This window comes from Kribbella sp. NPDC020701 (assembly GCF_055562215.1).
Map to the genome: position 1 here is coordinate 546963 of NZ_JBVHFT010000004.1, position 26845 is coordinate 573807.

Annotated in this window: 25 protein-coding genes; 16 read left to right on the plus strand and 9 right to left on the minus strand. The window is 68.3% G+C overall.

Features of this window, described 5'->3' with window-relative positions:
• Window positions 1-14: 14 nt before the first annotated feature.
• A complete protein-coding gene (locus tag ACZ3HV_RS12880) occupies window positions 15-626 on the minus strand; it encodes a DJ-1/PfpI family protein (RefSeq protein WP_465683810.1) in 612 nt (203 codons plus the stop codon).
• 63 nt (window positions 627-689) lie between these two features.
• Here ACZ3HV_RS12880 and ACZ3HV_RS12885 point away from each other — a divergent pair, with 63 nt between their 5' ends.
• Window positions 690-2027, plus strand: a complete 1338-nt coding sequence (locus ACZ3HV_RS12885) for an aminotransferase-like domain-containing protein (protein WP_465683811.1) — start codon at window positions 690-692, stop codon at window positions 2025-2027.
• Window positions 2028-2225: 198 nt separating this feature from the next.
• Here the strand turns inward: ACZ3HV_RS12885 and ACZ3HV_RS12890 are convergent, their stop codons facing one another.
• Both ACZ3HV_RS12890 and ACZ3HV_RS12895 read right to left on the minus strand, forming a co-directional pair.
• Window positions 2226-2372, minus strand: a complete 147-nt coding sequence (locus ACZ3HV_RS12890; RefSeq protein WP_465683813.1) for a hypothetical protein — start codon at window positions 2370-2372, stop codon at window positions 2226-2228.
• Window positions 2373-2471: 99 nt separating this feature from the next.
• A complete protein-coding gene (locus ACZ3HV_RS12895; protein ID WP_465683815.1) occupies window positions 2472-3218 on the minus strand; it encodes a GAF and ANTAR domain-containing protein in 747 nt (248 codons plus the stop codon).
• A gap of 157 nt (window positions 3219-3375) precedes the next feature.
• Here ACZ3HV_RS12895 and ACZ3HV_RS12900 point away from each other — a divergent pair, with 157 nt between their 5' ends.
• The 8 genes from ACZ3HV_RS12900 to ACZ3HV_RS12935 all read left to right on the plus strand — a co-directional run bounded on the left by ACZ3HV_RS12900 (window position 3376) and on the right by ACZ3HV_RS12935 (window position 10325).
• Window positions 3376-3573 carry a hypothetical protein gene (locus ACZ3HV_RS12900; RefSeq protein ID WP_360371439.1) on the plus strand — a complete coding sequence of 66 codons (198 nt, stop codon included), beginning with the start codon at window positions 3376-3378 and terminating at the stop codon, window positions 3571-3573.
• Window positions 3574-3748: 175 nt separating this feature from the next.
• A complete protein-coding gene (locus tag ACZ3HV_RS12905; RefSeq protein ID WP_465683817.1) occupies window positions 3749-6388 on the plus strand; it encodes a winged helix-turn-helix domain-containing protein in 2640 nt (879 codons plus the stop codon).
• An 84-nt stretch (window positions 6389-6472) separates the two neighbouring features.
• Window positions 6473-6799, plus strand: a complete 327-nt coding sequence (locus ACZ3HV_RS12910; RefSeq protein WP_465683819.1) for a hypothetical protein — start codon at window positions 6473-6475, stop codon at window positions 6797-6799.
• On the plus strand, window positions 6750-7457 hold the full coding sequence (locus ACZ3HV_RS12915) for a DUF4386 domain-containing protein (RefSeq protein WP_465683821.1): 708 nt from the start codon (window positions 6750-6752) through the stop codon (window positions 7455-7457). The genes ACZ3HV_RS12910 and ACZ3HV_RS12915 overlap by 50 nt, the downstream gene beginning before the upstream one ends.
• A 72-nt stretch (window positions 7458-7529) precedes the next feature.
• The gene (locus ACZ3HV_RS12920; RefSeq protein WP_465683822.1) at window positions 7530-8759 is read left to right on the plus strand and encodes an MFS transporter; all 1230 of its coding nucleotides are present in this window, start codon (window positions 7530-7532) and stop codon (window positions 8757-8759) included.
• A 174-nt stretch (window positions 8760-8933) separates the two neighbouring features.
• On the plus strand, window positions 8934-9686 hold the full coding sequence (locus ACZ3HV_RS12925; RefSeq protein ID WP_465683823.1) for an arsenate reductase/protein-tyrosine-phosphatase family protein: 753 nt from the start codon (window positions 8934-8936) through the stop codon (window positions 9684-9686).
• Window positions 9687-9700: 14 nt separating this feature from the next.
• Complete coding sequence (locus tag ACZ3HV_RS12930) at window positions 9701-10072, plus strand: VOC family protein (RefSeq protein WP_465683825.1); 372 nt, start codon at window positions 9701-9703, stop codon at window positions 10070-10072.
• A 40-nt stretch (window positions 10073-10112) separates the two neighbouring features.
• Window positions 10113-10325, plus strand: coding sequence for a zinc-binding dehydrogenase (locus ACZ3HV_RS12935; protein ID WP_465683827.1), 213 nt, complete (start codon window positions 10113-10115; stop codon window positions 10323-10325).
• A 5-nt stretch (window positions 10326-10330) separates the two neighbouring features.
• Here the strand turns inward: ACZ3HV_RS12935 and ACZ3HV_RS12940 are convergent, their stop codons facing one another.
• A complete protein-coding gene (locus ACZ3HV_RS12940) occupies window positions 10331-11395 on the minus strand; it encodes an NAD-dependent epimerase/dehydratase family protein (protein ID WP_465683829.1) in 1065 nt (354 codons plus the stop codon).
• Entirely contained in the window at window positions 11367-14135 is a 2769-nt protein-coding gene (locus ACZ3HV_RS12945) for a helix-turn-helix transcriptional regulator (protein ID WP_465683831.1), read from the minus strand. Before ACZ3HV_RS12945 ends, ACZ3HV_RS12940 begins: the two co-directional genes overlap by 29 nt.
• A 170-nt stretch (window positions 14136-14305) precedes the next feature.
• Between ACZ3HV_RS12945 and ACZ3HV_RS12950 the strand changes: the two genes are divergently transcribed.
• The 5 genes from ACZ3HV_RS12950 to ACZ3HV_RS12970 all read left to right on the plus strand — a co-directional run bounded on the left by ACZ3HV_RS12950 (window position 14306) and on the right by ACZ3HV_RS12970 (window position 20392).
• Window positions 14306-15382 carry an alpha/beta fold hydrolase gene (locus ACZ3HV_RS12950; RefSeq protein ID WP_465683833.1) on the plus strand — a complete coding sequence of 359 codons (1077 nt, stop codon included), beginning with the start codon at window positions 14306-14308 and terminating at the stop codon, window positions 15380-15382.
• Window positions 15383-15456: 74 nt separating this feature from the next.
• Window positions 15457-18225 carry an ATP-binding protein gene (locus tag ACZ3HV_RS12955; RefSeq protein WP_465683835.1) on the plus strand — a complete coding sequence of 923 codons (2769 nt, stop codon included), beginning with the start codon at window positions 15457-15459 and terminating at the stop codon, window positions 18223-18225.
• A 100-nt stretch (window positions 18226-18325) separates the two neighbouring features.
• On the plus strand, window positions 18326-19330 hold the full coding sequence (locus ACZ3HV_RS12960) for an SLAC1 family transporter (RefSeq protein ID WP_465683836.1): 1005 nt from the start codon (window positions 18326-18328) through the stop codon (window positions 19328-19330).
• Between the two features lie 181 nt (window positions 19331-19511).
• Window positions 19512-20228, plus strand: coding sequence for a HAMP domain-containing sensor histidine kinase (locus tag ACZ3HV_RS12965; RefSeq protein ID WP_465683838.1), 717 nt, complete (start codon window positions 19512-19514; stop codon window positions 20226-20228).
• A 29-nt stretch (window positions 20229-20257) separates the two neighbouring features.
• The gene (locus ACZ3HV_RS12970) at window positions 20258-20392 is read left to right on the plus strand and encodes a hypothetical protein (protein WP_465683840.1); all 135 of its coding nucleotides are present in this window, start codon (window positions 20258-20260) and stop codon (window positions 20390-20392) included.
• Here the strand turns inward: ACZ3HV_RS12970 and ACZ3HV_RS12975 are convergent.
• Window positions 20380-21666: an ArsB/NhaD family transporter gene (locus ACZ3HV_RS12975; protein WP_465683841.1), complete on the minus strand. Its 1287-nt coding sequence runs from the start codon at window positions 21664-21666 to the stop codon at window positions 20380-20382. The genes ACZ3HV_RS12970 and ACZ3HV_RS12975 overlap by 13 nt on opposite strands.
• A 3-nt stretch (window positions 21667-21669) precedes the next feature.
• Window positions 21670-22185: a CBS domain-containing protein gene (locus ACZ3HV_RS12980; protein ID WP_465683843.1), complete on the minus strand. Its 516-nt coding sequence runs from the start codon at window positions 22183-22185 to the stop codon at window positions 21670-21672.
• A gap of 72 nt (window positions 22186-22257) precedes the next feature.
• Here ACZ3HV_RS12980 and ACZ3HV_RS12985 point away from each other — a divergent pair, with 72 nt between their 5' ends.
• Window positions 22258-22599, plus strand: coding sequence for a hypothetical protein (locus ACZ3HV_RS12985; RefSeq protein WP_465683845.1), 342 nt, complete (start codon window positions 22258-22260; stop codon window positions 22597-22599).
• Window positions 22600-22616: 17 nt separating this feature from the next.
• On the opposite strand, the gene ACZ3HV_RS12990 is transcribed toward ACZ3HV_RS12985, so the two are convergent.
• Window positions 22617-23279 (minus strand): response regulator, encoded by a 663-nt coding sequence (locus tag ACZ3HV_RS12990; protein ID WP_465683847.1) that lies wholly within the window; start codon window positions 23277-23279, stop codon window positions 22617-22619.
• Entirely contained in the window at window positions 23276-25138 is a 1863-nt protein-coding gene (locus ACZ3HV_RS12995; RefSeq protein ID WP_465683849.1) for a sensor histidine kinase, read from the minus strand. The genes ACZ3HV_RS12990 and ACZ3HV_RS12995 overlap by 4 nt, the downstream gene beginning before the upstream one ends.
• Window positions 25139-25347: 209 nt before the next feature.
• Between ACZ3HV_RS12995 and ACZ3HV_RS13000 the strand changes: the two genes are divergently transcribed.
• Window positions 25348-26742, plus strand: a complete 1395-nt coding sequence (locus tag ACZ3HV_RS13000; RefSeq protein ID WP_465683851.1) for a hypothetical protein — start codon at window positions 25348-25350, stop codon at window positions 26740-26742.
• The last annotated feature ends 103 nt before the right edge of the window (window positions 26743-26845 follow it).

A 26845-nucleotide genomic window follows, 5' to 3' on the forward strand; every position in this document is an offset into this window, starting at 1 on the left:
CCTGCAACAACCAGTCATAGGACGGGGACGAGGTAGGGGGTTATGTTGCGGAGGGCTCGGGTGACGTAGTCGTCTTTTTCGCCGACGGGGGCTACGTAGTGCATGGCGTCTTCGGCGGCTTCGAGGCTGTGGAGGCGGGCGATGGTCCAGGTGGCGAGGTACGTCGATGCGAGGCAGCCGCCGGCGGTGGCGAGGTTGCCGTGGGCAAAGAACGGCTGATTCAGGACCTCGACGCCGGCCGCCACGACCCAGGGCTTGGAGACAAGATCGGTGCAGGCGGGTACGCCGTTCAGCTGCCCGAGCTTGGCCAGGACCAACGTGCCGGAGCACTGTGCGGCCAACAGTTGCCGCGCGGGATCGAGCCGGCGCAGGGTGCTCATGATCGCCGGGTTCTCGACGACTTCGCGGGTCTTCCTGCCGCTGCCGACGATCACGGCGTCAGCGGTGCAGGCCTCGTCGAGATCGATCATGGCGTCGATGGTGACGCCGTTCATCGAACGCACCTGCGGCGTCGGGCTGGCGATCGACACCCGCCACCCGGGTGCGCTGACCCGGTTGAGAATGCCGAGGGCGATGAGCGAGTCGAGTTCGTTGTAGCCGTCGAAGGTCAGGATCGCGATGTGCATGGATCGCAGGCTAGAGTCGCCGATCCATGACAGTCGAAGAATTGTCCTGCATACAATGCGGTGATGAGGGTGCCCAAGTACAAGGCCGTGGTCGATGCGCTGGCCGCCCAGATCCGCGCCGGACGGTGGCCGGCCGGCCACCGCCTCCCCACTCATCGCACGCTCGCCGCCGACGAGGGAATCGCGGTCGTGACGGCCTCCCGGGTGTACGCCGAACTGGAGGCGATGGGCCTGGTCAGCTCCGAGCAGGGCCGGGGCACGTTCGTACGGGACCTCGCGGCCGCATCCGGCGAGGAGATCGACCAACGATCGGTCGCCGTCGACGCCATCGATCTGAGCTTCAACTCGCCCTCGGTTCCCGGCCAGGCCGGTCTGCTGCGCCAAGCATTGCGGGACCTCGCCGGAGCCGGTGACCTCGACGCGCTCCTGCGCTATCAGCCACCTCGCGGCCGGGCTCAAGACCGGGCCGCGGTCGCCCATCACCTTCGCCGGCGAGGACTCGACGTCGGCCGCGAACGAGTCCTGATCGTCAACGGCGCCCAGCACGGTCTCGCCGTGACGGCCATGGCCCTGTTTCAGCCGGGTGACGTGGTCGCAGTGGACGCTGTCACCTATCCCGGGTTCATCGTGCTCGCCCGCACGCTGGGCCTGGAGCTGGCGCCCCTGCCGGTAACCGGAGCCGATCCCGATCTCGATGCGCTCGAACAGCTGTGCCGACGCCGCCGCGTCCGCGCCGTCTACACGATGCCGACCCTGCACAACCCGCTCGGCTGGGTGTACGACGACTCCCAACGCGCCCTGCTCGTCTCGATCGCCAACCGGTACGGCGTTTCCATCATCGAAGACGCCTCGTACGCCTACCTCATCGAAGACGCACCACCGCCGCTGGCGATGCTGGCCCCCGACCTCACCATCTACGTGTCAGGCCTGGCGAAAAGTGTCGCGCCAGGTCTGCGGATCGGCTTCATCGCCGCACCCACGGCACTCGTACCGGCACTCGAGCGCGTCATTCGAGCCACCACCTGGCACACCCCTGGACTGACGGCAGCGATCGCCTGCCGGTGGCTCGAAGACGGCACCGTCGACCGCCTCGAGATCCAGAAGCGGGACGACGCCCGCCAACGGCAGTCCATCGCCTCCGAGGTACTCGCCGGGCTACCGTACGTCGGCCACCCGTCGTCGTACTTCCTCTGGCTGCCCTTGGCCCAGGACGCGCGCCCCGACCGGATCGCGGCAGCACTGGCCGACAGACGAATCGCGGTCTCCACCGCCGAACCATTCGCAACGACACCGACCGTGCCGCACGCCCTACGCCTGGCACTCGGGTCGGTCAGCATCCCCGACCTCCGCGAGGCCCTCCAGGCGGTCCGCCACGAAGCCGACCACGACCCCTTCCGCTGACACCGACGTGCGGTCCACCACCCGCTCTGCCTGAGCAGCTGCCGTTGGCATCAACTGTGTCGTCAGGCCTCTGCGCTGTTCGTCGTGACGGCTGGGATGTTGCGGGCTTCGATCGCCCGCACGGTGTTGTGGAAAGCCTTGCCCAGAACGCTTTTGCCGAAGAAGGCGAAGACGAACGCGAGCAGGCGGCCCTTGAGGTTACCCAGGTCCCTGGTCGTGCACCTTCAGGTGGTCGTCGTGACTGTTGGCGAAGAGCTTCGAGCGCCCCGGCCCGAAGTCGGTGAGCCCGGCGATGAACTGCTCGGGCGTCGAGGTGGTCAGCTCGGTGAAGCGAATCGTGGTCATGCTGGTTCCGTTCCTAGAAGGGGTACCGCTAAGACCACTGTTCGTCGCAAGGTGACGCATCACCCCAGTGGAAACCACTGGTCCATCCCCCAGTCCCACCTATCCGGTCGCGCCGGCTTCGGCGTCGCGGATCAGTTCGGTCGCGACGTCGCGGAGCTTGCGGTTGGACTGGCGGCTGAAGCGGATCAGGGTGTTGAAGGAACGGTCGGACGTGATCGTGTAGCGCTCCATCAGCAGGCCCACGGCCTGGCCGATCAGGTCGCGGGTCTCGATGGCGGCGAGCAGGTTCTCCTCCCGCTGCGCGCCCGAGTAGGCGACGGCCGCGTGAGCGGCCAGCAACCTGCCGACATGCTCGGACTCATCGGTGAACGCGCCGGCAGTGTCGGCGTACAGGTTGAGGGCACAGAGGCGGTCGTCTTTCACGAACAGCGGAAACGCCAGCACGCTCAGGGCTCCCAGCTCCGCCGCACGCGGGGCGAAGCGCGGCCAGCGAACCTCCCGCCGCATGTCATCGACCCGGACGACCCCGCGCGCGTGCAGGAGGGCGTCCAGACACGGACCCTCGCCACACTCCGTCATCACCGCATCGATGCGCGCCGGCAAGGGACTTGATTCCGCCTTGTGCTCCACGCGTTTCCCACCGACGAGAGCCGTCACAGATCCGGCCTGTGCCCCGGGTACGAGCTCGATCGCCGCCTGCACGACTTCCCGCAGTACGTCGTCGGGATCGTCGGCCTGGTGGAGATCCCGGGCCAGTTCACTCAGCTCGTGCGCAAGCTGATCCGGCCCGGAGTCACCACCCCGTTGTACCGGATCGACGCTCACGAACTTGCCGTCATCGGTCACGAGCTGTCCTTAGGTTCCGGAGTACCACCTGCTCGGCACACAGTCCAGAAGCCGAGAAGATTGTTCGGGCAAGGGGGTTGATCGAAGCGCTTACAGCGGTCATAGTGGTTCAGCCTCAGACAACCGGGCGCCGGCTTTCCGACCTGCTGAGGCTGCCATGCGCGATCACGACACCCGGACCGTTCGCCAGCTGATCGTCGCCTTGCGTACCGTCGAGGACGAATTGCGTACGGCGCGCTGCGCCGGGGATCTCAATCGATTGACTGACCTGATCCGGCGCAAGCAGACCACGCTGCACGAACTGCGTCGCCGTCGCCGGACCCGATCCGGCATTGCCCGCTCCAGCGTCGCCTGATTCCGCCACCCACCGACAGATTGCGGGCCCGTCCCTCTCCGGAGGGGGCAGGGGGAGCGGGCCCGCAATCACCTCCCCAGCCGGCCCACCGCCGTACGGCAGGTGCTGAAGGCAAGGACGCGTTGCAGCGTGTGTCCTACTCTCGTGCACATAGCGTCGATGCCCGGGGGGTGCGATGACGGACGCTCTCGTCGAGACCAAGCTCTTTCCGCCCGCACCACGGCCCGGCATCGTGTCGCGGCCACGGCTGGACGACTGCCTGTCGCGTGGCGGCCGTCTGGTGCTGGTTTCGGCTCCGGCCGGATTCGGCAAGACCACCGTCCTCGGGCGCTGGCTGACGCACGCCGGGCCCTCGGTCGCGTGGGTCGCCCTCGACGAAGGAGATCGGGATGCCTCGTCGTTCTGGACGTACGTCGTCACCGCGCTGGACCGCGCCGTTCCGGGAGTCGGTGCCAGCGCCCTTCCGCTGCTTCAGGCCGGGCAGACACCGACCGAGGCCGTGCTGGCGGTGGTCATCAACGAACTGAGCGTTCTCCCCGGCGAGGTCACCCTGGTCTTGGACGACTACCACCTCGTCGACGGCCCCGGCATCCGGCCCGGGATGACGTTCCTCCTCGACCATCTGCCTCCGCAGGTGCGGCTGATCATCAGCACTCGAGCGGACCCCGGCCTGCCGCTGGCCCGCCTCCGCGCGCGCAGCGAGCTCATCGAGATCCGCGCCGCCGACCTTCGCTTCACCCTCGCCGAGGCGGACAGCTACCTCAACGAGGTCGCGGGACTGCGTCTCACCGCCGAGGACATCGCGTCGCTCGAGGAGCGCACCGAGGGGTGGGCCGCGGCGCTGCAACTCGCGGCCCTGTCCCTGCGGGGTCGCGACGATCCCGCCGGCTTCATCGCCGGTTTCGCCGGTGACGACCGATTCGTCGTCGATTACCTCGTCGAAGAGGTCCTGGACCGGCAGCCCGAGCCGGTACGACGGTTTCTGATGGAGACCTCCGTCCTGGATCGTCTCACCGGCCCGCTGTGCGACGCCGTGACCGGCGAGCACGACGGCAAAGCGATGCTCGAGCGGCTCGACCGGGCAAACCTCTTCCTGATCCCCCTCGACGACCAGCGGCGCTGGTACCGCTATCACCACCTCTTCGGCGACGTCCTCCGCTCCCATCTCCTCGATGAGTACGGCGATGTCGCGGACCTGCATCGACGCGCCGGCAACTGGTACGACGAGGCCGGCCAACCGGTGCCCGCAGTCCGGCACGCCCTCGCGGCCGGCGACCTCAGCCGCGCGGCCGAGATGATCGAGCGGGCCGCTCCAGAGCTGCGCAGGAACCGCCAGGAGCACACCCTGCGCCGGTGGATCGACGACCTGCCCGAAGACGTCGTCGAGCACCGGCCGGTGCTCGCCATGGACTTCGTGGGCGCGCTGATGGCCAGCAACGAGTTCGGCGACGTCGAGCGCCGATTGAACGACATCGAGCAGCTGCTGAACGGCCGATCGGGAGTGGTCGTGGTCGACGAGCGTGAGCACGCCAGACTCCCGGGTGGCATCGAGCTGTACCGGGCCGGGCTGGCGCTGATCGGCGGCGATCTGGCCGGCACTTCAGAGCACGCCCGCCTGGCTGTCGACCGTTCGCCCGAGGACGACCACCTCACCAGGGCGTCGGCCGAGGCCTTGGCCGGACTCGTCTCGTGGACGGCAGGCGACCTCGAGGCCGCACACCGCAGCTACACCGAGGCCGCCGACGGGCTGCACCGAGTCGGGTACGTCTCCGACGTACTGGGATGCTCCATCACGCTCGCCGACATCGAATGCACGCAAGGCAGGCTGCGTCAGGCGCAACGCTCGTACGAGCGCGCCCTTGAGCTTGCCGCCCGCCACGACCCAGACATGCGGGGCACCCGGGACATGTACGTCGGTCTGAGCCAGGTGGCGTTGGAGCGCAACGACCTGGCCGCCGCAACGGAGCACCTGAGGCGCAGCGACGAGCTCGGCGAGCAGGCCGGGCTCCCGCAGAATCCCTACCGCTGGCGGGTCGCGATGGCGCTGATTCGGGAGGCGGAGGGCGATCTCGACGCGGCGCTCGGGCTGCTCGCCGAGGCGGAGCGGGTGTACGTGGGCGACTTTTCGCCGAACGTGCGACCGATCCCCGCAGTGCGCGCGCGAATGCTGGCTGCCCACGGGGAGGTGGCCTCTGCGCTGGAGTGGGCGCGCGAGTACGGCGTGTCCGTGCACGATGAGGTGTCGTATCTGCGCGAGTACGAGCATGTGACGCTGGCCCGGGTCCTACTCGCCGACGGCTCGCCGCAGGCGCTGCGCGACGCCATCGGGCTGCTCGAGCGACTTCTCTCAGCGGCCGAGGAGGGCGGCAGGCAAGGCACCGTGATTGAGGTCCTGGCGCTCCTCGCAACTGGTGGCGAGGAACTGTCGGTGTTGGAACGTGCGCTGACGCTGGCCGAGCCCGAAGGCTACAACCGGGTCTTCACCAGCGAAGGGCAGCCGATGGCCACCCTGCTCGAGGCCCTGGATCGACACCGACCCGGCTGGGCGTATGTGCGCCAACTCCTCGGGCCACGTGAGACGGACAACCGCGCCGCCCGGGACGGCCTCATCGATCCGCTGACCGAGCGCGAGCTGGATGTGATGCGGCTGCTCGTCAGTGACCTCGACGGCCCCTCGATCGCCCGTGAGCTCGTGGTGTCGCTGAACACCGTGCGTACACACACCAAGAACATCTACGCCAAGCTCGGCGTCAACAATCGCCGCGCCGCGGTCCGCCGGGCGCATCAGCTCAACCTGCTGTCCCAACGCCGCTGAAGCTCCCCAAGTTCACCAGATGATGTGAGGCGCACTCACCACATCGGCTCCTAGCTTGCAGATACCAGCCAAGAGGAGCACCCCGTGAACAGCTCAGCCACTGACCAGTCGCACGACCGCAACTGGTACGAGATCCGCCTCCAGGGGCGACTCGACGATCGGTGGTCGGTCTGGTTCGACGGGCTCACCCTCACCGCCGGAGCCGACGGCACCACCACCATCCGAGGCCCCGTCGTGGACCAGGCCGCCCTGCACGGGCTGCTGCAACGACTCCGCGACCTCGGCCTCCCCCTCCTCTCGGTCGCCCAGGTGGAGCCCGACCACCGCGAACAACAGCACAGCTCAACCACTGGAGACAGCCATGACCACGACCACTCGTACGACGACAGCCACCAGCGACCCCACTCGTAATCACGCCCGCGCGGCCGGCATCTTCTACCTGATCACGTTCGCGGCGTCACTGCCGGCGTACGCCCTGATCACCTCGGCGGTGAACCCGGACCTCACGGTCGCCGCCGGGCACGACAACCAACTGCTGGCGGCCGGATTCCTGGACTTCGTCAACGCTCTGGCCGGCGTCGGCAGCGCGGTGGCCCTGTTCCCGGTCCTCAAGCGCCAGAACCAGTCCCTCGCGCTCGGCTTCGTCACCTCGAGGCTCGTCGAGGCTGCGGTCATCATGACCGGTGTGGTGTGCCTCCTCGCCGTCGTCACCCTCAACCAGCAAGGCACCGGTACGGGCGCCGGCGGCCAGGCCCTCGTGGCTGTCCGCGACTGGACATTCCTGTTCGGTCCGGGCTTCATGGCGTCCATCAACGCCGTCCTGCTCGGCACCCTGATGTACCAGTCACGCCTGGTCCCGCGGATCATCCCCACGCTCGGACTGATCGGAGCACCGTTGCTGTTCACCGCGAACCTCGCGACCCTGTTCGGCCACAACGAGCAGGACTCCGGCATCACCATGCTTGCGACGCTTCCGATTGCCTGCTGGGAGCTTTCGGTAGGTATCTGGATGACCGTCAAAGGGTTCAAGCCCTCGCCGATCACCGCCAATCTCACCAAGGTCGACTGACCGGTACGGCCCACCGCCACGGCGGTGGGCCGTTATCGTGAAAGGCCTCTCGCCCACCGTGAGGAGAGCCCGATGCCCACACTCGACCGGGTCGGCTGGGGCTTCATCTCGCGGTACGCACTGGCGTCCATGGGCACGTCGCTGGTGTTCCTCGCTCCCCTGCTGGTCTCCTTGGCCTTGAAGGTCAACTCGCTGGTGGGAATCGAGCAGGCGCCGAACAGTTTGGCGCTGGTCGCCGGGACCGGCTCTGTGGTGGCGATGATCGGAAACCCGTTCTTCGGCAAACTGAGCGACCGTACGTCGTCGCGGTTGGGCATGCGGCGGCCCTGGATGGTCGCCGGTCTGGGAGGCGGGTGCCTGGGCATTCTCATCGTTGCCCTGGCACCCAACATCCCGGTCGTCCTCGTCGGATGGTGCCTCGCGCAACTATCTTTGAACGCCTTGCTCGCCGCACAGGTGGCTGTCCTGCCGGACCAGGTCCCGGTTGCTCAACGCGGTCTGGTCGCTGGTGTCCTGGGAATCGGCCTGCCAGTCGCGTCGGTGGCCGCGACCTACCTGGTGCAACTCTTCACCGGCAACCGACTCGCGATGTTCCTGGTCCCGTGCGCGATCGGCGGATTCTTCGTCCTGCTCTTCGTCAGCACGCTGAAGGACCGCCGACTCGACCCGGCGGACCGGCCGGCCTGGTCCTTGCGCGAACTCGCCAGCACGTTCTACTTCGACCCGCGCAAGAGCCCGGACTTCGCCTGGGCCTTCGCCAGCCGATTCATGCTTCTACTGGCGTACGCCCTCCTCACCACCTACCAGGCCTACTACCTGCTCGACCAGCTCGGCACCGTGGAGGACGACGTACCGCACCAAGTCTTCCTCGGCACGCTCGCCCAGTCCGTCGTCCTCATCGCCGCGTCCCTCGTCGGCGGCCAACTCTCCGACCGGACGGGCCGACGGAAGATCCTCGTCATCACCGCGTCGATCGTGTACGGCGTGGCGCTCTTCGTGATCGCCATCGCCGACACGTTCAACGGCTATCTCGTCGGCATGGCCCTCAGCGGACTCGGTTTCGGCCTGTACGTCGCCGTCGACCTCGCGCTCGTGGCCGACGTACTGCCCGACAGAGCCACCGCCGCCAAGGACCTCGGAGTCTTCAACATAGCCAGCGCTCTCCCCTTCTTCGTCGCCCCCGCAATCGCGCCGGCCATCCTCGCGCTAGGCAACGGAAGCTACGCCGTCCTCTACACAGTCGCAGCACTCTCCGCCATCGTCGGAGCCACCGCCATCCTCCCCATCAAACGCGTCCGCTGAGCCGGAGTGTTGAGTCGAACCTCCGAAAGGTCTACTACTACCGCGGCACCGAGGACACCGCCCTCACCGCACAGCTCCTCTCGGACGACTGACCCCCAGAACTGCCGCCGTCCTCCGGGCCGAACGCGTCCGCCGACCTATTCCATCAACTGCATTTGATGTATTCTCGGCGCCGTGAGCGGAACCGGCGTTGCGGCGCTGCCCGAGTTCGTCCGGCTGGTCAGCCATCCGCTGCGGTGGCGGTTGGTCGCCGAGCTCGCGCGGACCGACCTGCGCGTCCGCGAGCTCGTCACCATCGTCGACGAGCCGCAGAACCTGGTCTCGTATCACCTGCGGCTGCTGCGCGACGGCGGCCTGGTGGCGTCGAGACGAAGCAGCTTCGACGCGCGGGACACCTATTACCACCTCGACCTGGATCGCTGCGCGGTGGCGCTGGCGGGCGTTGGCCGCGCAGTGCACCCTGCGTTGCGGATGGCGCCCGTACCGGATTTCCCGACGCGGCGTTCAGGCAGGTCAAGTGTTCTGTTCGTGTGCAGCGGCAACAGCGCGCGCTCCCCGATCGCGGAGGCACTGCTGCGGCATCGAGCCGGGAGCCGGGTGCGAGTGGGTAGCGCCGGCATCCACCCCAAGGACCGCATCCCGCGCAACGTGGTCCGGGTGCTGCTCGAGCAGTACGGCATCGACATCGATGGACAGGTGCCTCGCCCTCTCGACGGCATGCGGGACCGTCGGTTCGACCGAGTGATCACCTTGTGCGACAAGGCCCGCGAGTCTCTTCCCGTCGCTGAGCACTGGCGCCGCACCCATTGGAGCATCGCCGACCCGGCTGAAAGCACCAACGGCCGCAGCACTTACTCGAAGTTCGTGTCGGCAGCGGCCGAGATCGACACCCGCGTTCGGCAGCTGCTACCAACCCTCGACACCTAGATGGAGGAGTGATCATGGATACCTTCGCAAGCGTTCGCTACATCGTCGACGACGTACCGGCGGCGATCGAGTTCTACACCAGCCAGCTCGGATTCGCCCTCCGCAGCAACCCCGCACCAGCCTTCGCCGACGTCACCCAAGGGCCCCTGCGCCTGCTGCTGTCCGGACCACAGTCCTCCGGCGCCCGCGCCACCCCAGCCGAAGCGTCCGGCGCCGGCCGCAACCGCATCCACTTGATCGTCGACGACCTCGACGCCGAGATCGCCCGCCTCGAAGCCGCCGACATCGTGTTCCGCAGCGAACTGACCACCGGTCCAGGCGGCCGCCAAATCCTGATCGCGGATCCCGCCGGCAACCTCGTCGAGCTCTTCCAACCCGCAACCTGAGAACAGCGCTGTCAGCCGGGCGAACACGGATGCCGCGATCATGATCGCCAGCCGACTAGCCGGAAAGACGCGCGGGCCAGGCGCGGAAGGCCTGGATGGTGAGGGCGGCGAACGCCGTGACCACTTCGCCGCCACCACCCGCGGCGAGCTCCACTCGGTGGTCCACGAAGTCCTGCCCCTGGACCAAGCCGCCATCGCCCACCACAAGATGGACGCCGGCGAGGTCTTCGGCAGGATCGTCCTGAAACCGTAGGTCTGTCAGGCGAACACCTGTCGGAATCCCTCTCGCCAGGACGGGTACTCCAGGGTCCAGCCCAGGTCCGCCTTGGCCTTGGCGTTGACGGCGGGAGGTAGCTGGTTGCCGTAGTACACGGCTTGTTCGCCGAGCTTCTTCGCGGCCTCCTCCGGGGAGATGCGCAGCGGCAGGGGTGCGTCCAGGATTCCGGCGAGGTACGGCACCCACTCGGCCTGGGCGGCAGGCTCGTCGTCCATGACGTTGTAGACGCCGGGGCCGCCGTGCTCCACCGCTCGTACGGCGGCCGACACCGCGTCGCTCACGTGAAGCAACGGGTACCGGCCGGCGCCGTCGCCGACAATCGGCAGCTCGCCGGCCAGGACTGCCGTGGCGATGTCTCCGCCGGGCCCGATGGAGGTGCCGTGGCCGTAGAGAAATCCGTACCGCAGGACGACGCCCTCGATCTCCGGAGCGCCCAGCACCAGTTCCTCGGCCGCGATGTTCGCCCGGACGTGGCTTCCGATCGCCCCCGGAGCGTCGAGGTACGGAGGTGACGACTCGTCCGTCGGGCCCGAACCGGGCTCCGTCATGAAGCTGGCGCTCTGCGCGACGACCCGACGGGTGCCGGCTTCGTCGGCTGCGCTCATCAGCGTCTTCGTCCCCTCGCTCCGCAGTCGATTGGTCACGTCCAGCCATTTCCCGTAGTCGGCGGACGGCCCAGACAGCGCTGTCATCAGGTTGACGATCACCTCGGGCTGAGCCTCGACGATCGCGTGCCGCACAGCAGCCGCGTCGAGCCCGTCCATCAGCACCGGTCTGGCCCCGAGCGCGGCCACGATCGGGAGATTGGCAGACCGCTGAGAAGTGGCCGAGACCTGATGGCCTCGCCCCACCAAGGCAACCACGAGCGGCCGGCCCAAGACGCCGGTACCCCCTGCGACGAAAACTCGCATGGTCCCCTCCTTGTCGGCGTTCGGAATGTGACTTCCTTCAGCCTGACCCGGTGGAGAAACGCTCGCGCCCTGGACAGTCCCTGGTCCAGCCACTGGCGCCCTCGACTCAGAGGACGTTCGCCGCCAGGAGGGCATCGCGAAGGTGTCTCCGGGCGCTGACCCCCAGCTTCGTGAACACCTTGCGCATGTGCCACTCGACAGTCCGGGGGCTGATGAACAGCTCCGCCCCGATCTCGGGGTTGGACAGGCCCTGGGTCGCCAGCCGGGCGATGTGCAGCTCCTGCGCGGTGAGGCCGTGATTCGTGTCGACCGTTCGCTTGCGCGCTGTCTCGCCAGTGGCCGCAAGCTCTCGGCGAGCCCGCTCGGCGAACGCATCCATCCCGATCTCCGTCGCCGCGTCGTGGGCTGCCCGCAGCCGCTCCCGCGCCTCGACCCGCCGGCCCTCACGCCGCAACCATTCGCCGTACAAAAGCCACGCCCGGACGAGCTCAGTACGGACGTTCGTTCGGTCCAGCCGCTCGATCGCCTCCCGGTAAAGGTCCTCGGCCTCCTTGCCGTCCCGCAGTTGCGCACCGGAGCGTGCCGCTACGCCCAGCGCCCAGTCGGTGCCGCTGGCCAGCGTCATCTCGGAGAGTTGCTCGAAGGCGGCAGCCGCTGTCGGACGGTCGCCGGCGCGCATGGCTGCCTCGACCAGCTCGACCAGTCCCCAGTTCGACACCCCGATTTCCGCCGGGAACGCAGAAGCCTCCCGGGCGGCGGCCATCGCCTCGGCGTACTGGCTCAGTCCGTTGCACAGCAGCGCTCGGGCCCAGTTCGTCAAGGACACACCGATTCCCTCACCGCGGGCCGCGACGTCGCGCATCGATTCCGCGATCAGCGGTGCCGCCTGTTCCTCCTGGCCACGGAAAGCTGCCAGACCGATAGCGGCGTACGGCGTGAGTTTGCTTTCGGCGGCCTCGGACACTGCCCGGATCTCCTCAACCGCGCCGGCAGCCGCAGTCAGCTCGCCGGCGAAGAGGTCGACGAAGACGCGCGTGTTCAACGCCAACGGCAGCGCACTGAGCGCCCCGGCATCGCGGACGATCTTCAGATGCCGGCTGGTCAACCGGTCCCAGGCACGCTCGTCCCACAGGTCGGAGGCCACCACGGCCGCCAGCCACATGAACCGAACGCCCTCCTCCATCGTCAGTTCGTCGCCGCCGAAGGCCTGCGTCGCTTGTCTGAGCAGCGGCGCCGCGGCGGCATAGCCGTCGGCGAACAGAACGGCGACGCCTTGCAGGAGTACGTCGCCTCGGCGCAGATGGTCCGCCGACGCCAACGCACCGCGAGCGGCCTGGGCCACGTCCTGCGGTCCCGGCCCGGATGCCGATCGCCCGGCGAACAACGCGGCCGTCAGCGCATCCACGTAGCTGTCCAGAGCCAGGTCGGCATCGAGAGGTTCCAGTTGGCGGGCGGCGTTCAGCAGCAACGGCAGAGCCTCGTTCCCGCGGCTGGACGCGAAGCCGATCTGGGCCCTGAGTACGTCGATGCGAGCATGCTGCAGGTCGCTGAGCGATCCCTGGTCGGTCACGGCCAGCAGGTTCAGTGCGTCGTCGAAAGTCCCGGCGTGCAGCATGGCTTGAGCCGCGTTGAGCTGGCGCTGCGCACGGTCGACGGCGTCCGGTGTCAGCATGGCCGCACGCTCCAGGAACGCGGCTGCCGCAACCAGTCCGCCCTGGGCCAGCGCACGGCCGGCGGAGGCCTCGAGTTCCCCGGCGACGGTTTCGTCAGGACCCGTGGCCGCGTGCGCACGGTGCCAGGCGCGTCGATCCGGATCGAGGTCGGGATTCGTCGCCTCCGCTAGCGCGTGGTGCACCGTCTGCCGTTCCCGCGCCCCCGCGGACCAGTAAGCCACCGACCGCACCAGCGGGTGCCGGAAGTGCACCGTCTCGCGCAACTCGATCAGTCCGGACTGCTCCGCGGGGCCGACGGCGTTCACGTCGAAGCCCACCCGCTCGGCCGCACGCCACAGCAGGCTGACGTCACCAAGGGGTTCAGCTGCCGCGGTGAGCAGCAGCCGTCGGGACTCGTCCGGGAGCGGCTCCAACTGGCGCCGGAACCCCTCCTCCATCCGACTGGTCAGCGTCCGTGATTGTGCGGCCTCCGGGCCGAACGTCAATTCGGTCGCGGTGAGCCATCGTGGCAACTCCAGCAGCGCCAGCGGATTCCCGTGCGCCTCGGCCAGGATCCGATGCCGGACCCGATCATCCATCGGCCCTCTGATGGTCGACGTGAGCAAGGTGTCCGCGTCCGTCTCGGCCAGACCGCCGACAGTCAGCAGCGGTAGCCCGGCCCAGCGCTGCTGATCCTCGCTGGTGCGCGCCGCGATGACCAGTACGACGGCTTCGGCCGCCAACCGGCGTACGACGAAAGCGATGGTCTGCACCGTGGCTTGGTCCAGCCACTGCGCGTCGTCGACCAGGCAGAGAAGCGGCTGTTGCCTGGCGCCCTCGGAAAGCAGCGTCAACACGGCGAGACCGATCAGGAACCGGTCCGGCGGTGCTCCGGCACGCAGCCCGAACGCAGTCCCGAGAGCATCCGCCTGTGGCTCCGGCAACCGGTCGAGCCCGTCCAGCAAGGGTTCGCACAACTGGTGCAGACCGGCGAACGCGAGCTCCATCTGCGACTCGACGCCTGCCACTCGCAAGATCCGGCTTCCCCCGGCGGCGCCGGCCAAGTACTCGAGGAGGGCCGTCTTCCCGATGCCCGGATCCCCCCGGACCACCAGTACGCCGCTGTGGCCCGATCGGGCGGCCTGGACCAGACCGGCCAGCGTCTCGCACTCGCTGCTCCGGCCACGTAGACCCGGCCATCGATTCTTCGTCCCCGGTGACACAACCTCTCCAGGCGCTCGCCCTCACGCTGCCATTCCACCTGCCACCGTGCAATGGCCCGGCCAGGGACGGGACCAGGGCGGCGACCAGGAAACGCACTGGCGCAAGGGATCACCAGCCTCGGCAAGGCTCGGGGATGTCGGATCTCTCCCCTGTTCAAAGGAGTTTCGCGATGAGCAACTCGCCCTCACAACAGCCTGGCAGCGACGGGTTGCCGTCGCGCCCGTTCTCCCGCCGCGGCTTCGTCGGTACCGCTGCGGCCGCCACTGGAATGGCGGTAGTCGGTAGCTGGGCGTCGTCGACCGCGTCCGCAGCCCCCGCAACTGTGCCGGACGGCTTCGGCTCGGTCACCACCTCTCCCAGGCTCCCCGCCGGATTCACCAGGACCTTCAAGAGCCGGTTCGTCCAGGCCAACGGCATCCAGCAGCACGTCGTCGTCGGCGGTGACGGCCCGCCACTCCTGCTGGTGCACGGGTGGCCCGAGAACTGGTACGCCTGGCGCTTCCTGATGCCGGCGCTGGCTCGCGACTTCACCGTCATCGCTGTCGACCAGCGCGGCATCGGGCTGTCCGAGAAGACCAGGAGCGGCTACGACTCGGCCACCCTCGCGAACGACCTCGCCGCTCTGATGACCAAGCTCGGCCACCAGCGGTTCTCCGTCGCCGGTCATGACACCGGCTACATCATCGGCTACGCGCTGGCCGCCGACCATCGCGACCGGGTCGACCGCCTGGTCGTCGCCGAGATCCCCGGGCCGCCCGGCGTGGTCGACCCGAACAACCCGCCGCCACCGCTGTTCATCCCCGAATTCCTCAACAACAAGCTCTGGCACATTCCGTTCAACCGGGTCAACGACGAACTCATCGTGGACATGGTCAAGAGCAACGCGGATGCCTACTACCGCTACGAGTACTCGATCCAGGGCGGCGGAGCGACGCTGCCGGACTACGCCATCGAGTACTACGTCAAGCTGTACACCCGCGACCGGAACACCCTGCGCGCCAGCTTCGGCCTCTACCGTGCCTGGGACGCCATCCTGCAGCAGAACGGAGCGCGCCAGGACGAGAAACTGACGATTCCGGTGCTGGGGATCGGCGGCGCGAACAGCTGGGGTCCCGCCGCGGCCGGGGGAATCGCGCCCGCCGCGGTCAATGTGCAGTCCTTGGTGATCCCCGGCGCCGGGCACTGGGTCGCCGAGCAGGCCCCCGCCGCGATGATCACGGCTCTGAGCACTTTCCTGGCTCCCTAGGGCAGTGGCAAGGTACACAGGACGGCCCCCCACCGCCCTTCCCCGGGTGTCGTGATCGTCCGGGAAGGTGTGCCATGGCGGTGGTGTCAGGTTTGCGGGGGCGGGTCAGCGAGTGTGAGGTACTGAGCGGCCTCATGAGGTCTGCGCAGGAAGGTCACAGCCAAGTGCTGGTCCTGCGCGGCGAGGCCGGCATCGGGAAGACGGCGCTGCTCCAGTTCCTGCTCGATCACGCCACCGACTGCCGGGTGAGTCGCGCGGCCGGCGTCGAGTCGGAGATGGAGCTCGCCTTCGCAAGCCTGCACCAACTGTGTGCTCCCTTCCTCAACCGGCTCGACGAGCTGCCGGCGCCGCAGAACGACGCGCTGGCGACCACGTTCGGGCTGCGGCCAGGCAACCCACCAGATGGGTTTGTGCTCGGGCTCGCCGTCCTGACTTTGCTGTCCAACGTGGCCGAGGAGCAGCCACTGGTCTGTGTGATCGATGACGCTCAGTGGCTCGATCATGCCTCCGCGCAGACCCTCGAGTTCGTCGCCCGGAGGCTCAGGGCCGAACGAATAGCGATGGTGTTCGCAGTCCGTACGACGGATCAGCAGCCCAAGCTGACCGGACTGCCGGAGCTCGTGCTGCCAGGGCTCGCCACTCGTGACGCGACCGCGCTGCTGGATTCGGCCATGGTCGGCCGGCTTGACGACCGGGTCCGAAATCAGGTCCTGGCCGAGTCCCACGGCAACCCGCTCGCTCTGCTCGAACTGCCTCGCCAGCTGTCCTCCACCGAGCTGACGTTCGGGCCGGCCGGCGACACCAACCTGGTCAGCCGCCTGGAGGATGGGTTCCTGCGTCAACTCGACGTACTCCCCCAGGAGTCCCGTCGGCTCTTCCTGCTGGCGGCCGCCGAACCCGTCGGAGATGTCGACCTGCTGCGACGCGCCGCGCAGCGGCTCGGCATCGGGCACGTCGCGACGCAAGCAGCCGACAGTGCGGGTTTGCTCGAACTGCGCCACCGGGTCGAGTTCCGCCATCCCCTGGTCCGATCCGCCGTCTACCGCGCGGCGGACGTCCAGGAACGCCGCATCGCCCACCAGGCTCTCGCGGAGGTCACGGACCCGGACCGAGACCCGGACCGCCGCGCTTGGCACCGCGCCCGCGCGGTCGCGGGGCCGGACGAAAGCGTCGCCGCCGAGCTCGAGCAGTCCGCCGACCGCGCTCAACGCCGCGGCGGGCTCGCGGCCGCGGCCGCCTTCCTGGAGGCGGCGGCGACCCTCACGCCCGACCCGGCCCGACGGGCACGGCGTTCGCTGACCGCCGCCCAGGCGAAGGCGGCCTCGGGCGCCTTCGAAGATGCGCTCACCCTACTGGCGACGGCTCAGGCTGGACCGCTCGACGAGGCCGAGGATGCGCGAGTCCAGCTTCAGTACGCCCAGATCTCGCACTACTCCCACCACGGCAACAAGGCGATGCCGATGCTCCTGGACGCCGCGCGCCGACTGGAAGCGACCGATCCGAAGCTGGCCCGGGAGACCTACCTCGACGCTCTCGCCGCAGCCATGTTCGCCGGCCGCCTGGCCTCCGGGCCCGACACCGGGATGCAGCAGGTGGCCGAAGCGATGCGTCGTGTTGAGCTGCCCGCGGCGGCGACCAAGCCAGACCGGCTCCTCCAAGACATCGCTGTGTTGTACACCGATGGATACCCGGCGGCCGCACCCGACCTGCTCGACGTCGTGGGGGCCTTCGGCCGCGATGAGCTGACGATGGACGAGGCCGTCCGTTTCGCCTGGCTGGCCGCGTGTGCGGCGACGGACCTCTGGGACGACGCCAACTGGGGTGTCCTGACCCGGCGCCACCTCGACGCGATCCGGAACATCGGCGCGCTCAGCGTCCTGCCCGTGGCACTCAACAGCCGGATCATCTACGACCTCTACAGCGGCGACCTGGCCGAGGCCGAGTCCCTGGTCGCGGAGGCCGACTGGGTCGCGGAAGTCACCGGCGGCGAGAACGCGATGATTCCGTACGGCGATGTGAGCCTCAAGGCCGTCCGCGGTCACGCGTCACTGGCCGAGGTCCAGTTCACCAAGATCCTCAAGGACATCGGGCTGCGCGGTGAAGGCGTCGGTCTGAACATGGTCAGCTGGTTCCGCGCGATCATGTTCAACGGCCTCAGCCGGTACGACGACGCGCTGGACGCCGCCCGGACCGGGGCAGCCTCACCGTTGGAGCTCGGGCCGCCCAAATGGGCGCTGGCCGAGCTTGTCGAAGCCGGCGTACGCAGTGGGAACACTGACGAAGCCGCGGATGCACTCGAGCAGCTCTCCTCGTTCGCGCAGGCCAGCGGCACAGAAGCGGCCCTGGGCGTACTGGCCGGACGCAACGCGCTCCTGCGGACCGGACCGGCCGCGGAAGACTGCTACCAGGAAGAGAGCGAGCGACTCGCGACCACCACGCTTCGCGTCGAGCACGCGCGAGCACAGCTCCGGTACGGCGAATGGCTGCTCCGCGAGGACCGTCGGAAGGACGCCCGCGTCCAGCTGCGCACGGCGTACGAGACCTTGAGCGCCCTGGGCATCGAAGGGTTCGCCGAACGCGCCCGCAAGGAACTCGCCTCGACCGGAGAGACCGTCCTCAAGCGAACCATCGAGGCACCCGTCACCCTCACGACACAGGAAGCCCACATCGCCAGACTCGTCGCGGACGGACTCACGAACCCCGAGATCGGCGCGATCCTCTTCATCAGCGCCCGCACGGTCGAATGGCACCTGCGCAAGGTGTTCGCGAAGCTCGGCGTCACCACGCGACGGCAACTGCGGCAAGTACTACCTGGCCCCACCCCAACAGCCAAGCGGAACTGACAACAGCGCGCGCCAGGGTCCGGGCCAGGGAGGCTCACTGGTTCGACGCACCTGCCCATCGAGTGATCGTGATCCCACTGCCCATCGAGAGGGACGCGACATGAGCGCCACAGACCTGACAGCCGCAGCACCTGTCGCAGGTACCTCCGAGATGTCGGCGCGGACGCTGCCGATCGCCCTGTTCTCGATCCCGCTGGGCCTTGCCGGGCTCGGCGGTGCCTGGCACGCGGCGGCGCAGTTCCTGGGGGCGTCGACCGTGCCCACCGAGCTTGCCTATGCGGCGTCGGCGATCGTCTGGGCGACGTTCACGGTCAGCTATGTGGTTGGCGCCGTACGCCATGACTCGGGCAGATTCGGTGGCGATCTGCGTAATCCACTGTTTGGCCCACTGACCGCCTACATCCCGGTGATCGCGATCCTGCTGGTCGCGCACTACACGCCCGACCTCGGCGGGGCTGCTCGGTGGCTGATCTACGCCGCCGTGGCCGCACTGGCGATCAACGCCGCCGCGCTGATGGCGCACTGGCTGAACGCTCCCCTCGAAGAGGACGCCCTGCATCCGGGCTACTTCCTTCCGGTCGTGGCCGGGCCGTTCATCGCCGCCATCGGACTCGCCGCCGTCGCTGAGAATGGTGCAGCCGTGGCGGTGTTCGGTGTCGGCATCTACTTCTGGCTGCTCCTCGGGGCCGTCATCACCGGTCGGCTGTTCTTCGGCACACCGCTGCCTCCGCCCTTCAAGCCGGTCCTTTCCATCCTCCTGTCGCCGCCTGGTACGGCGAGCCTCGCGTGGTTCGCGATCAAGCACGGGCAGCTCGACCAACTGCAGGCCGCGCTCGGTGGCATCACCTTGTTCACCCTGCTGATCCAGCTGTTCTTCGTGTCCGACTACCTGCGCCTGCCGTTCAGCTCCCAGCACTGGGTCTTCACCTTCCCGCTCGCGGTGCTGGGCAACATCGGGGTCCGTTGGGCGGCCGGCCTCGGTTTCGACGGCTGGAAGCTCGTCGCCTGGACGATTCTGGCGATCTCGACCGCAGCCATTCTGGCCATCCTCGCCGGCACCCTGCGCGAACTGACGCAGAAGCTCCACGGAACCCGATCATCATGACGACGAACGCTTCTCCGCGATCCCTCGCCGGCATCGACACTGTCGGCAACCCCAGCTGACTCCCGACCGTCAGGGTTCGATCAGGCCGGCGCGAATGGCGTAACGGGTCAGCTCGGTGCGGTCGCGCATCCCGAGTTTCTGCAGGATGTTGGACTGGCGGGTTTGCCTGATCAACGGTCTGATGTTCATCGCAGGCACCGTCGCTCTGGCCCTCGCGCCGATCACCGTGTCCGCGACCGTCCTGGTCTCGGAAGCAGTGGTGCTGCTGTTCGGCCTGATCGGCATCGTCACGCTGAACGCGGTGCTGTTGCGGACGAGTCTCGCACCACTCGACCGGTTGGTCCGGCTGATGGAGACCGTCGACCTGCAGCGTCCCGGCCGGCGGCTGCCGGAGTCCAAGAGTGGCGCGGTCGGCCAACTGGTGCGTGGCTTCAACGCGATGATCGAGCGGTTGGAGACGGAGCGCGGGACCAGCAACGCGAAGGCTCTGGCCGCACAGGAGGCCGAGCGCCATCGGATCGCCCGGGAGTTGCACGACGAGATCGGTCAAGGGCTGACCGCCGTACTGCTGAGCCTCAAGCAGCTCTCGCCGAAGGTGCCGGCCGACGTGCGAGGCGAGCTGGCCGAGGTCCAGGAGACTGCTCGTACGACGCTGGACGAGGTCCGCGATGTGGCGTACCTTCGCCGGCTCCCCGCAGCCCGAGCCCGTCGTCCCTGCTCACTCGCAACGCGGTCGAAGTGCCACTGGTCGTCCGCGGGCGGTCCGCCGACGGCACCGAGGTCCGGCTCGCCGCCGATGCCACCTTCCGCATCGTCGATCCGGCACTCGCTGCTCAGTTCTCGCCCACACCTCTGCAACTCGCGACCGACGAGGCCGAGCGAACCCTCGCAACGCTGATCCGGCGGAGTGACCTCGGATCGCTTGCGGTGCTGCCGTCGTACGGCGATGTGCTCGAGCAGATTCCGGTCCCCGGCGTACGGACTATCGCGCTGCGCATCGAACGGATCCATGTCGAACTGACCGTCGGCCTGCTCCGGGCCGCTTCGGGTCAGACGAAGTAGCGCAGCCATACGTACACCCAGGCGAGTCCGATGCTGAGCGCGGTCACCACGATGCCGTACCGGGTGAACTGCCAGAACGAGATGGGATGGCCGCTGCGCGATGCGATGCCGAGGGCAACCACATTGGCGCTCGCGGCAACCGCCGTACCGTTGCCGCCGAAGTCCGCACCGAGCGCGAACGCCCACCACAGCGACTGCCCGGTCCGGTGATCGGGTGCCTGCTCGACCACTCCTTCGACCACCGGAGTCATCGCGGCGACGTACGGGATGTTGTCGAAGAACGCCCCGAGTATGCCGGAGCCGAACAGCAACGCGGTCGCCGCCAGCAGGTACTCGTCGCCGATCGCGGCCACCACCCAGTCTCCGATCGCACCGATCACGCCGGTGTGGACGAGCCCCGGGACCATGACGAACAGCCCCATGAAGAAGACCAGTGTCGACCACTCGACCTCACGCAAGACCTCCGGCACGTCGGCCCGCGACACCAGCACCATCGCGCCGGCGCCGATGAGCGCGACCAGCGACGGCTCGAGATGCAGCACCGAGTGCAGCGCGAACCCCGCGATCATCACGGCGAGCACAGCCAGGCACCGCACGAGCAGCGCCGGATCCCGGATCGCACGCCCCTCCTGCAGCGCGAGGACCGCCGCGACCTGCTCCGGGTTGTACCGGAAGCTCTTGCGGAACAGGAATCGCGACAGGATGACGAACAGCACGAACACGATCACCACGATCGGGGTCATGTGCACCAGGAAGTCGTTGAACGAGAGCCCCGCCCGGCTCCCGATGATGATGTTCGGCGGATCACCGATCAGCGTCGCCGCACCACCGATGTTCGACGCGAGCACTTCGGCGATCAGATACGGCTGTGGCGGGATCCACAGCCGTTCACAGATCACGATGGTGACCGGGGCAACCAGCATGATCGTGGTGACGTTGTCCAGGAACGGTGAGGCGACCGCGGTGATGATCATCAGCATCACCATCAGGCGGTACGGCTCACCCCGCGACCGCTTCGCCGCCCAGATCCCCAGATAGTCGAAGACGCCGGTCTGCTTGATGATCCCGATCACGATCATCATCCCGAGCAGCAGGAAGATGACGTTCCAGTCGATGCCCTCGTGCTCGGAGAAGAACACCTCCGTACCCGGCGCGAGGCCGAGCAGAAGCATGCCCGCGGCACCGATCAGGACGACCTTGATCTTGTTCGCTTTCTCTGTCGCGATGTAGAAGAACGCCAGCCCGAAGATGCCCAACGCAACGAACGGCCTCACACATCACCCCGGCGACTGGTCACCGAACCCGGCCACCGCCAGACTCGTCAGCAACCGATCCAGCGTGATCACACCGGTCAGGACACCGTCGGCACCGATCACCGCGACCAACGGACTCCGCATCCGCGCCATCAACGCGGCGATCTCCAGCAACGTCGCGTCCCCCGTCACCGTGGCCGGGCGAGCCGGAGGGTTCGGCAGGCAGTCCCCCACGGTCAACGCGCCCAGCTCGCGCCAGAAGCCGTCCGCCGACGACTCGTCCACGGTCCGCGCCAGCATCGGATCCTCTTGGAAGGCTGCCGGAATACACAGCTTCAGCACTTGCGAACCCGGCAACACCGCCGACGGCCGCCGACGCTGATCCACCACGACCAGCCCCGGCATCCGCCCGACCGCCATCAACCGGACGGCCTTCACCACCGGATCGTCCATCGTGACAGTCGGCAGACCGACAGCGATGTCGCCGGCCCGCATCGCTACATCCTGCCCAATCTCACCCAACGCCCCGACACTGTTCACCCTGACCTCCCTGACCGCCACCACCCGGCAGCCGCCTCGAGACCAGTCTTCGCACCCCACGGACCCCAAACCATGGGGTCCAGACCCCAACTCCGCCGCCTCAGGCGGCCCGGATCACCAACCGAGGCGGCCGGCGGCTTCGGCCACCACGGCCGGTCGTCGGCCGCGGTCGCGAAGGCTTCCAGGGCCTGGACCAGTTCGCGCCGCCGGGTGACGGGCGGCGATCAGGCGGTCGACCATCCGGAGTGCGGTCGACGCAGTGACCTCCAGGCGGTGACTGCGGCGCGAGCTCGTCAGCTTCTCCTCGCCGAGATCGAACGAAGATACCCAGCCCAGACCGCCGCCTGGCTCTCCTCCACCGCCGCCCTCACCGGCGAGCCACCCCACTTCCTCCGACCCACCAAAGACCCGTGACGCGGTCCTCCACGTGTTCAGGGGTTTCGGGGTTCGACGATGCCGGATTCGTAGGCGAGGACCACGGCCTGGACTCGGTCGCGGAGGTTGAGTTTGGCGAGGATGTGGGTGAGGTGGGTCTTGACGGTGGGCTCGCTCAGGAACAGGGCGGCGCCGATCTCGGCGTTGGACTTTCCCTTGGCGACTTCGCGCAGTACGTCGAGCTCCCGCGTTGTCAGCGTGGCGAGGCTCGGAGCGTCCGCGGCGGGCTCGCGCCGTACGAAGCTTTCGACGAGCCGGCGGGTCACACTCGGCGACAACAGGGTCTCGCCGGCGACGCACGCGTGGATCGCGCGGGCGAGTTGGGTCGGCGGGGTGGTCTTGAGCAGGAATCCCGAAGCGCCGGCCCGCAGCGCTTGGTAGATGTACTCGTCCAGATCGAACGTGGTCAGCATCAGGACCTTGGCCTGCGGACACTGGTTGAGGATCGCGGCCGTGGCAGTGAGCCCGTCGCCCTGCGGCATCTCGATATCCATCAGCACCACGTCGGGACACAGTTCCACCGCACGGTCGACCGCGGTTGGTCCACTGTCGGCTTCGCCAACCACCTCCACCGAAGCATCGGCGCTGAGAATTGCCGCGAGCCCGCCGCGGACCAGGTCCTGATCGTCGACCAGCAAGACCCTCACCGGTGCTGTCATGACGGTGCCTCCGCTGTCTCGGTCGGGATTCGGGCAAGCACGCGGAACCCGCGCCCACCGGGTCCGGGGCCGGTGCGGATCGTGCCACCGGAGTGTTCGACCCGTTCGGTCAGACCGATCAGGCCGTAGCCCCTGAGAGGCCCGGTGCAGGACGGTCCGGGTCCGTCGTCGACGACCTCGACCGTCGTCTGGCCCGCCGCGGAGCTGACGGTCAGGTGGACAGTCGCGGTCGGCGCATGGCGGAGCGTGTTGGTCAGCGCCTCCTGGACCACGCGGTAGGCGACTGGTCCCGGCAGCGGGTCAGGCGGGATCGAGTACTCGACTGACAGTCCCCCGGTCTGCATACGCCGTACCAGGGCAAAGAGATCGCGGGATGCTGACCCGGCCCCGGCCGCGTGGAAGAGCCGGTCGAGCTCGTCCAAGCTGGCGGTTGCGACGCCGACGACCAGGTCCAAGGCGTGCCCAGCCGCTGCCGGGGCAGTCGGCAAGAGCGCTTCGGCAGCGCCGGCTTGCACGGTCATCACCACGACCGCATGCGAGACGACGTCGTGCAACTCCCTGGCGACCGTCAGACGCTCGGCCCGGACTGCGAGCTCGGTCGCCTCACGCCGTTCTGCGGCCAGGCGTTCGGCCGCCGCTGAGCTTCGTCGGGCCGCCGACCGATGTCGGGCGGTCACCAGCGACACGACCGCGGTCGCCAAGATCGTTTCCCGGACCAGATCGACATTGGTCGACGCGGTCGTGAATCCGTACCAGCACACGGCGGCAAACAGGATCGCAACTCCCACCACCTGCCGAATCCGCGCCGTACCCATCGCAGACCAGGTCAGCGTCACGGCCGTCACGACGTAGGCGAGACCGAAGTAGAAGGGGAGGTCGCCGACTGCAACCACGACCAGCAGCACGCCGGCGATGGCGGCGCCCACACCAGGATCCACGCGCCGCAGCACGATCGCTGCGGCCGCCATCGCCGAGAGAGTCAGAGCCAGTGGTGTTGGCGGCGGTCCCGCCGGCTCCCAGTCGCCTGGCCACAACCAGAACTCGATGCCGGCGAAGGCCGCAACGCAGCCAGCCACGAGGACGTCGACCTTTCGGAACCCGGCGGAGACCGGCGGTGCCTCGCTCGGTGACTGGGTCGATGGATTCGGAGTGGCGTCCCGCAGGAGGCCGAGTAGTCGGCGCAGCTCGGTGATCGCCGCGCGGCCGTCGTGTTGCACAGCTCGCGCGCGGGCGGCTCCAGTGGCCGGCGGCCAGGTCTGCGCGGCGCGGGCGTTGGCTCGCATCGACTCGATCGCCGTCCGGAGTACGTCGTACACATCGCCAAGGAGCCGTGCTCGCTCGGCAGCGACTGCCATCCGTGCCGCCTCCTCTGGACTCGTCGAGGCCAACGCCGCTGCCCGTGAGTGCTGCGACGCCGCTGCCCGGCGCGATCGCATTGCAACGTGCGCCAGGATCGCGACGCCCGCGAGCGGTATGGCCGGCCAGAACAGATCCTCCGACAGTCCGTCCGGCCACTCCGCCAGGTTGACCGACAATCCCAACGTGACAACGCCGGCCGCCGCTATCCCAGGTTTGGTGAAGGCGCCCAGCGATACCGCGGTGATGACACACATCGCCACGTTCCATTCATCGGCGTCCGGCACCGCCTCCAGCCACCCGATCGGGAACCGAACTGCGGTGTCGGCGAGCAACGCGGCCGCAAGTGACAGCGCGGGTCGCCGCCACAACCCGCCGGCGAGGCCCGCCAGCGCCGCGAGCACCGCAACCCACCAGACCGGCCGGGCCGGAGCCAGGTAGAACACCGCCCACCCCGCGGCCACTGCACCGATGCCGAGATCGAGGATCCGCCTGGTCCCCATTCCCACAACGGTAGGCGACCGGCCGACGTACGGGATCCATCTGAAGTCGTGGTCGTCCTCATCCGTCGTGGTTGGTGTGACTACGACCAGGCGCTCGCCGTACGCGCAGCTGTCGGTCGCCGGGATGATGCGTCGCGCAGGACGCCGCAACTGCTCGCCGTGAATACGTTCTTCGACAAGGCAATCGCTTCGACCTATGGGGGTTCATCATGGCTACGGCGAGGTATCGCGCGACGATCAACGGCTTCTGGTGCCGCAACGAGACCTGGGACGACGCGCTCAACGCGGACGGCTGGCACGACGAGGTGTTCATCGATGTCAACGTCAAGGTGGTCGACGCGGGCGGCGTCGTCCTGCAGAACTTCGACAGCGAGAGCGAACTGATGGGCGACGCCTGGAACCGTCCGAACCGGATCCAGGTCGGCTCGGCAACCAGCTATGGCGGGATCGTCAGTGGCGACAGGTTCCCGGGAGCTACCCCGTGGCTGCGAACGGGCGCTCCCAACACCTTGCGCTATCCGCCGTACACGATCTGGGAGGGCGAACTCGAAGAGGGCGAGGACATGGTGATGCTCACGCCCACGCTGTGGGAGTGGGACCCGGGCGCCGGCTTCATGGACGGCTGGCTGGACTGGCAGGTCCAGACCGATGCTCAATACGGTCAGCGCGCGAAGGAGATCTTCGGCAACATCTGGCCCGTCGCGAAGCCGGTGTTCGACGCCGTGTCCCTCGGCATCCAGACAGTCGGAAGCCTGGCCGGCTTGTGGTCGCCGTTCGGCAAGCCCATGCGGCGTCCGGTCGGACTCCATCGAGATCCCAGCAACCCCGATGGCTTCCTCTTCAATCCGACCACGATCGCGCTGAACACGGAGACGGCGGACTTCCTCAGCAGCAGCAACCTCCAGGGCTACGGCACCGGCATCGTCGAACTGCGCTACACCGACGATCCGTACCTGCGAGGCGTCTACTCCCTCTTCGTGCAGATCGAGAAACTGTCGTCGCCGGGCGGTACCGGCTGGCAGCCCGTGGGCCACGCCAACGACGTCACGAGCATGACGGCCATGGACGGGCAACTGTTCGCCGTCACCGGCGACAGCAACCTCTGGGTCCGTGAAGCCGTCACCCAGGACGTGCCGTGGACACCTATCGGACACGCGTACGACGTCGTCGCGCTCGCTGCCACCGGAGGACGCCTGTACTGCGCCACCCGAGACAACCGGCTGTGGACCCGGGAGGCAACACCCGTCACAGTCAACTGGACGCCGATCGGCCACGCCAACGAAGTCGTCGGCATGACAGCCCTCAACGGCAACCTCTTCTGCGCCACCAAGTCCAACGAACTCTGGGTCCGCTCCCCGGCCCTGACCAACGTCGACTGGACCCTCATCGGTCACGCCAACTCGGTCACCTCCATGGCAGCCGCCGCCGGCCACCTCTACTGCCGCACCTCAGACGGCGCCCTGTGGACCCGGGATCCAGTCCTCTCCAACGTCGACTGGCACCCCATCGGCACCGCCCCTCAAGCCACCGCAATCGCCGCCACCACCACCGGCATCTTCGCCACAACCACCGACAACAGACTCCTGCTGCGCCCCCTCCCCTAGGCAGGGCCGGGGGGGGGGGGGGGGGGGGGGGGGGGGGGGGGGGGGGGGGGGGGGGGGGGGGGGGGGGGGGGGGGGGGGGGGGGGGGGGGGGGGGGGGGGGGGG

Bases quoted from the DNA above. Each gene is read 5' to 3' on its own strand.
- ACZ3HV_RS12880 (WP_465683810.1), bottom strand. From the start codon at position 626: ATGCACATCGCGATCCTGACCTTCGACGGCTACAACGAACTCGACTCG.
- ACZ3HV_RS12885 (WP_465683811.1), top strand. From the start codon at position 690: ATGAGGGTGCCCAAGTACAAGGCCGTGGTCGATGCGCTGGCCGCCCAG.
- ACZ3HV_RS12890 (WP_465683813.1), bottom strand. From the start codon at position 2,372: ATGACCACGATTCGCTTCACCGAGCTGACCACCTCGACGCCCGAGCAG.
- ACZ3HV_RS12900 (WP_360371439.1), top strand. From the start codon at position 3,376: ATGCGCGATCACGACACCCGGACCGTTCGCCAGCTGATCGTCGCCTTG.
- ACZ3HV_RS12905 (WP_465683817.1), top strand. From the start codon at position 3,749: ATGACGGACGCTCTCGTCGAGACCAAGCTCTTTCCGCCCGCACCACGG.
- ACZ3HV_RS12915 (WP_465683821.1), top strand. From the start codon at position 6,750: ATGACCACGACCACTCGTACGACGACAGCCACCAGCGACCCCACTCGT.
- ACZ3HV_RS12920 (WP_465683822.1), top strand. From the start codon at position 7,530: ATGCCCACACTCGACCGGGTCGGCTGGGGCTTCATCTCGCGGTACGCA.
- ACZ3HV_RS12930 (WP_465683825.1), top strand. From the start codon at position 9,701: ATGGATACCTTCGCAAGCGTTCGCTACATCGTCGACGACGTACCGGCG.
- ACZ3HV_RS12935 (WP_465683827.1), top strand. From the start codon at position 10,113: ATGATCGCCAGCCGACTAGCCGGAAAGACGCGCGGGCCAGGCGCGGAA.
- ACZ3HV_RS12940 (WP_465683829.1), bottom strand. From the start codon at position 11,395: ATGCCCTCCTGGCGGCGAACGTCCTCTGAGTCGAGGGCGCCAGTGGCT.
- ACZ3HV_RS12950 (WP_465683833.1), top strand. From the start codon at position 14,306: ATGAGCAACTCGCCCTCACAACAGCCTGGCAGCGACGGGTTGCCGTCG.
- ACZ3HV_RS12955 (WP_465683835.1), top strand. From the start codon at position 15,457: ATGGCGGTGGTGTCAGGTTTGCGGGGGCGGGTCAGCGAGTGTGAGGTA.
- ACZ3HV_RS12960 (WP_465683836.1), top strand. From the start codon at position 18,326: ATGAGCGCCACAGACCTGACAGCCGCAGCACCTGTCGCAGGTACCTCC.
- ACZ3HV_RS12965 (WP_465683838.1), top strand. From the start codon at position 19,512: ATGTTCATCGCAGGCACCGTCGCTCTGGCCCTCGCGCCGATCACCGTG.
- ACZ3HV_RS12985 (WP_465683845.1), top strand. From the start codon at position 22,258: ATGGGGTCCAGACCCCAACTCCGCCGCCTCAGGCGGCCCGGATCACCA.
- ACZ3HV_RS12990 (WP_465683847.1), bottom strand. From the start codon at position 23,279: ATGACAGCACCGGTGAGGGTCTTGCTGGTCGACGATCAGGACCTGGTC.
- ACZ3HV_RS12995 (WP_465683849.1), bottom strand. From the start codon at position 25,138: ATGGGGACCAGGCGGATCCTCGATCTCGGCATCGGTGCAGTGGCCGCG.
- ACZ3HV_RS13000 (WP_465683851.1), top strand. From the start codon at position 25,348: ATGGCTACGGCGAGGTATCGCGCGACGATCAACGGCTTCTGGTGCCGC.